Source organism: Bacteroidales bacterium (assembly GCA_014860585.1).
In the GTDB taxonomy this organism is placed as follows: Bacteria; Bacteroidota; Bacteroidia; order Bacteroidales; family 4484-276; genus RZYY01.
On sequence record JACZJL010000037.1, the window covers coordinates 1 to 7,086 of the forward strand.

Annotated in this window: 1 protein-coding gene; it reads left to right on the forward strand. The window is 45.9% G+C overall.

Annotation, left to right across the window (positions count from 1 at the left end):
- On the forward strand, positions 1–7,086 hold a 7,086-nt coding region (locus IH598_04530; protein MBE0637764.1), incomplete at both ends, for a hypothetical protein.

Below are 7,086 nucleotides of genomic sequence, written 5' to 3' on the forward strand. Positions count from 1 at the left end.
AACGAAAGCACATCGTCGGCAGCCGGAACCTGTACGATCCGGTTGATAAATGATGCGACAAATAACGATATAAAATATTGCAACATCAAAGGATCATCGCTTTCCACCGGTGATGGAATTGTCACATTTTCCACTACAACCGGTACAAGCGGTAATGATGACAATTCCGTCGAACATAATCATATCACAAATAATGACAACAACAGGCCGGTAAATGCAATATTTTCTCTCGGAACCGAAACAAAAGAGAACAGCGGAAATACCATTAACAACAATCAAATCTTTGACTTTCTCAACGCAGCAAATACATCTCACGGGATTGAGCTATCCGGTTACAATACCGGCTGGACGATATCCGGTAACAGTTTCTTTGAAACCACTGCATTTGCTCCATCCGCCAATGTGGCCTATGTCATCATAAACATTTCCAACGCGGGGACAGGGTATGAAATTGATGGCAATTTTGTCGGAGGCAGCGCTGCAGAATGTTCCGGAACATGGACAAAAACTTCAGGGGCTAATTCGTTTGTTTGCATGATGCTTAGTATTAATGAAACAAGCACTACCAATTCCATCACAAACAACACCATCAAAGGATTTGATTTCGACAACTCGGGAAATCCCAGCTGGAGCGGAATTATCTATGATTGCACCAATTCTGTAAATGGGGTAATAAGCGGAAATACCATAGGTTCTTCAACTGGTACCGGGGCTATCGCAATCCGGAATTCCGGCACTGCAAGCGGTGGAGCTCAATTCACTGCCATTACGAGCTTGGGTGATGCCGATGTGGAAGATAACGTTATTGGCTCCATTACCTTAGACGCTGATGAAAATTACTTTTTTAATTTTTTTGGTATTATGACCAGTATGGGTACCGAATGCAGCATCAGCAACAATATAATCGGCAGCGAAATAACCGCCAACAGTATCATCTCAACGTCCGTTTCGGATGTGGCGGGATCAGCTAATCCGGGTCATTATCAATTCATGCGCGGGATTTATACACCCCATACTACGGATAATGGCATCCTGACCATTTCCGGCAATACGATTGCCAACCTGACCAATAATATCCGGTATGAGTATGATGGAATTTCAGTAGTGCCTTTATACGGAATATCTTCCGGTGGCGCTGAGATGAATATCAACAACAACAAAATCCACGATCTTAAGGTTGATTATTTTGGCAGTGATCCGTCAGTCAGCCTTGCTTATGGCGGGGCCATTGTGGGAATTTCGCTCTACGCAAACGCTGAGCTATCGGAAATATCCCGGAATGAAATTTACAATATTGAAGTTGCCAATAGCACAAATGGGACTGAGCCAACAGCTTCATGCGGGATACATTTAGCTGTGAGCTCCGGTAGTACTGCAATTTACGGGAATTTTATCCATAGTATTGATATCAACACATCTTCTTCCGGGTCGTTTATCAGCGGGATGCATAACTATTATTCCGAGGTCTCCTATTATAACAACGTGATCTCCCTGGGTAACTCAGTGAATTCTCATGCTGCTTTGTATGGAATATTGGAATGGCATACCGGAGCGGGAGGAGACGAGAAAGAAACATTTTTCAATACCATTTACATCGGGGGTACCGCCCCGGCAGATGCAGGAAAATCTTATGCATTTTTTTCATTGCTGGTAAAACCAAGATCGCATAAAAACAACATTTTCTGCAATACACGAACCGGCGGAACAGGAACTACGCATTACGCCATCGGATTATCAACTAATGTCGGACTTTCAATTGATTATAACGACTATTATGTTTCCGGCGCCAACAGTCTGCTTGGTTTTTTTGACGGAAGTGATATTGCCACGCTTGCGGATTGGCAGGCCGCAACAGGAGGGGATGCAAATAGTTTAACTGTTAATCCGGATTTCGCCAACCCCGGCGGAACTGACCCTGAAGATTATAAAACCGGTGTTTTAGCTGAAGGAAACACCATCGCTGGATTAACTGAAGATTATGCAGGCACAGCAAGATATGATCCTCCTACGATGGGCGCATTTGAATATGAACCCAAAATCATATTTGTGAAACACAATGCTTCCGGCGCAAACAATGGAAACTCATGGGCAAATGCATATATTTCACTTCAGGCAGGTCTGGAAGCAGCCTACAGAGGGGACAAAATCTATGTTGCTTCAGGTACTTATCATCCATCAAAAGAACCAGACGGCACAACAGACGAACCCCGCAGGTTTATTTTCACGATGAAAAACGGCGTGGGAATCTATGGTGGTTTTGCAGGAAATGAAGATCCCCTGACTTTCAATCTGAATGAAAGGGATTTTTTAACTAATGAAACAATATTGAGCGGTGACTTGTCGGATAATGATATTTTCGATATTAATTACGAGGGAGGATATTGCAATTCTACCGGTGAAGACAATTGCTATCATGTAATTTATTATCCGGATCTGACACCTGCACTCGATAATACAGCTACTCTTGACGGTTTTACTATTACAGGTGGAAATGCTTTTGATAGCGTCAATTCGGACTTATCTGGCGGCGGTTTATATATCCATACTGCATCTCCTGTTATCAGCAATGTTATCATTAAAAATAATGCTGTCGGATGTGGAGGTGGTGGAGTTGCTGTAACAGAAGGTAACCCTGTATTTATCAATTCCCTTATCTATTCTAATTATGCCGCTATGGGTGGTGGGATTGACAATTATGGCGCTGCAATATCGCTTACAAATACAACAGTTACAGGAAATGTTGCCTGGTCGATTGGGGGTGGTATTAAGAATGACAATAATGGCATTACAAGTCTGAATAATTGCGTTGTTTGGAACAATATTGCAGGGGATGGTCAAGAAATCAAAATTAACAGCGGAATTGTTTCGCTGAACTTTTCGTGCTATGATAATCAGGAATGGGATATTTCCGGAACTATTTCTGTTTTAAATTCCATTACGACTGACCCAAGATTCGTTGATCCCGCCAATGATGATTTTACTTTATACGGAAGCTCGCCGTGTGTCAATACCGGGAATAATGCTTATGTTGAAGCTCCGAACCTTGTTGTTGAAAAAGATTTCAGAGGCGAGAACCGCATCCAGAATTCAACCATTGATATGGGCTGTTATGAGTGGACAAGCGGAACAGATCCGGATGGGATAATCATCTTTGTTGATATTAATGCTTCAGGCAGCAATAACGGTAAAAGCTGGACTAACGCTTTCAATTCTTTCCAATCGGCATTAGACATTGCAAACAACGGAGACCAAATCTGGGTAGCCGCAGGAGTTTATAAACCTTCGCAGGAACCTGATGGCACAACAGACGAGCCACGGAAATTCACCTTCCAGATGAAAAATGGCGTGGAAATCTTAGGCGGTTTTGAAGGAACGGAAGACCCTGCCACATTTGACCTGGACGACAGGGATTTCGCAGCCGACGAAACGATCCTGAGCGGTGACCTTAGCGGGGATGACCTGGTCACGGGGATAGGAGAGACCTTAGCTTTCTCCAATAATGGGGAAAATTGCTATCATGTTTTTTATCATCCAAATACGTTAGCCCTGACAAGTTCTGCCGTCCTCGACGGGTTCACCATTTCAGGCGGGAATGCCAATAGTGGCTGGCCATACGGACAAGGTGGAGGTATGCTCAATGACCAATGTACACCTATGATAAATAACGTTCTTTTTAAACACAATTCCGGTGTAAGTGGAGGTGGATTGTATGTTTATACATCAAACGGGGCATTTATATCAAATCTGACTTTTGAAAAGAATGGAGGTGGGGATGGCTGCGGTGGCCTGACTGTTTTTGAGTCCTCAATTACCCTTACAAATGCGCTGTTCGTCTACAATAAAGGAAGAAATGGAGGGGTGGTAAATAAAAATTCTACTTCTGAAATCACCAATGTGACATTTTATGGGAACTATGCCTGGGAAAACGGTGGTGGAATCATCAATGAAGACAATGGAACTTTAACGCTGAACAACTGCATTGTATGGAATAATATAGCTGACGAAGACGGAGATGAAATCTATCATGACGGAAATTCCATTACACTCAACAACTGCTGCTATAAAAATGATGCCGGCGATGTTTTCGGGTCTGTTTCCCCAACAAATTGCATCAACTCAGATCCGCGCCTCTCAGCACCGGAATCAGACGATTTCAGGCTTACTCACCTTTCACCATGCCTTGATACAGGATCTGACGGTTATAATGACGAATTGTACGATATCCGTGGAAAAGGTTTTGGAAGGAAATTATTAAAAACCGATCATACCCAAACTGGAACAATTGACATGGGAGCCTATGAATATAAGGAAGGAACCGATCCGTTAAGTTGTACCAATCCCACTGATGGCGGTGTGATTGCCGCTGCCCAGACCCTCTGTTCCGGTCATGTGCCCGATCCCTTCACCAGCGTTTCAGCACCCACAGGATATGTGGGAGATCTGGAGTACCAGTGGCAGATCAGCACTTCAAGCCCGACGTTTGTGGATATTCCGGGCGCTGCTTCGGAAACCTACACCCATACAGGAACCGTGACTCAGACCACCTGGTTCCGCAGGCTGGCAAGGGTAACCTGCGATCCGGGGGGCTGGGCTTCGGCAACGGCTTCTGATATTGTCCGGGTGGACATCGACCCCCTGCCCGTTGCAGGCGCAGGCGGGAGCGCAACAATCTGCGAAAACGGTTCACATCAGGTGAGTGGAGCTTCGGCAGCCAATGGAACCATACTCTGGACACATAATGGTGAAGGATCACTGATTGATGAAACCACACTTACTCCAACCTATACGGCTGCTTCAGGTGATGGAGGAAATACAGTAACACTGACCATGACCGTTACCAGCGACAATTCGTGCGGAACTGCAACAACTTCGGCAAATTATACTGTATATGTTGAACCGCTTCCCCAAGCCGCAGCCGGCGGCAGCGCAACGATCTGCGAATCCGGTTCACACCAGGTTAGTGGCGCCAGTGCAGCAAACGGAACAGTCGCCTGGTCGCACAACGGAACAGGTAATCTTACCGGCACGAGCACCTTAGCTCCGACATATACTGCCGCAGCCGGAGATGCCGGGAATGATGTTTTGCTGACCCTTACTGTAACCAGCGCCAACATTTGCAGTCCGGTAACAGCTACTGCTACTTACACTATAACTGTCGACCCGTTACCCACCGCTTCAGCTGGTGGTTCCGCAGTAATTTGCAGTTCCGAAGAAAGTTATACTTTACAAACAGGAGAAGCCTCTGCTTCCAATGGAACCATTCTTTGGACTCACAATGGAAAAGGCTCCCTGCAAAATGAAACCACTTTAACCCCAACTTACTCAATAGCTAACTTAATAACAGGGGTTTACACAAACTATGCGAACTGGGCATCACAGGCTACTAAAGGGGGTAAACAAATTACGACTGAAAATTTTAGTGCCTATAATGCAGGATACCTTGTTTCACCTCACACCTTTACAACTGGAAGCTATAATTACACAGTATCAACCGCTGGTGGTTTATATATAACTTCAGCTTATGGAAGGGAATTGAGCACAGACGCTGCTCTGGATGCAATAACGATTACATTTTCGCCCGGTGTTACATGCGTGGGTGGGAATTTCTATAGCTCAAACATTGCGGGTAATTATGTGAATAATGAGGTTATCATAAACTTTAATGGCGATGATCCTCCTGCTTCAATTACCTCATCTCCTGCAGATGTTAATAATTTTGTGGGTTATGTTTCATCAACATCTATCACATCAATAACCATCTCTTCAGTGCAAGGGGGTGGTGCACTCGTCTGGCCAACTCTGGATAATCTGAGGCTATCAAATGCAGCAGGAGAAGTTGACGGAACAGTTACATTAACCATCACAGTTAACAGCAACAATTTCTGTCAACCCGTCGCAGCATCTGCAACTTACACCATCACCTATGATCCTTTGCCCACAGCCTCAGCCGGCGGCAGCGCCACCATTTGCGAAACGGGTTCGCATCAGGTAAGCGGAGCTTCAGCCACGCACGGTACCATCCATTGGACACACAACGGAGCAGGAAATTTGGTCGGCACAAGTACCTTAACTCCGACTTACACCGCTGCAGCCGGCGATGCAGGTAATGCTGTGGTTCTAACGCTGACCGTTACCAGCAACAATACCTGCGGCGCGGCTTCAGCTCATGCAACGTACACCATCAACGTTGACCCGCTCACTATCGGTGGCACTGCCATCAACACCCAAACCATTTGCAGCAGCGAAATACCCGATGACCTTGAGCTGGTTGACCATGTTGGTAATGTGCTCAGATGGCAGCGCTCATCGGATGTGGATTTCACCTCACCACAGGATATTGCCGAAACTTCTGCGACACTTGCAGGTACAACCATTGGTGCTGTGACCCAAACTACCTGGTTCCGGGCTGAGGTGCAAAGTGGGGTTTGTGCTCCTGCATTCTCCGATCCTGTCGTGGTAAATATTGACCTCTTACCCCCATCCGCCATACCAAAGAACAATGCAGTGTACCTCGATCCTATGGGAAGTTACACCCTCGCGGCTGACGATGTCCTCTCAGATTACAACGACGATTTCACGGCAAAACAGGACATCACGGTGACGATGAATCCCGGCACATTCTCCTGTTCAGAAGCAGGTCAAACTTTTCAGGTGATAATAAACCTGGAAGATGAATGCGGGAATTCTTCCACTGTTTATTCCGATATTACCGTTCATGAAGGCACGGCATTATTGCCACCCTGGCTCAACGCCAACACCCATGCCAGTGCCAACGGTACGGCTTCCTACTCTCCCTGCGATGATGAGGGCACTTTCATGCTTACAGCTACCGGCAAGTCCACCACTACCAGCGATGTCTTCCACTCTGTCCATCAGGAACTTTGCGGCAACGGAACCGTGATTGCCCGCCTTGATGAAGTGCAAAACGGCGGCTGGGGCGGTGTGATGATGCGCGAAAATACTACCCCCGGAGCAAAAACCATTTTGTTCAAAACAAGGCTTTACAACCCCAATGTGATTATTGGTTATCGGACAACCACCAATAAATCCATGCGTAATTTAAGCCAGGTGGCACAGTTGATCCGG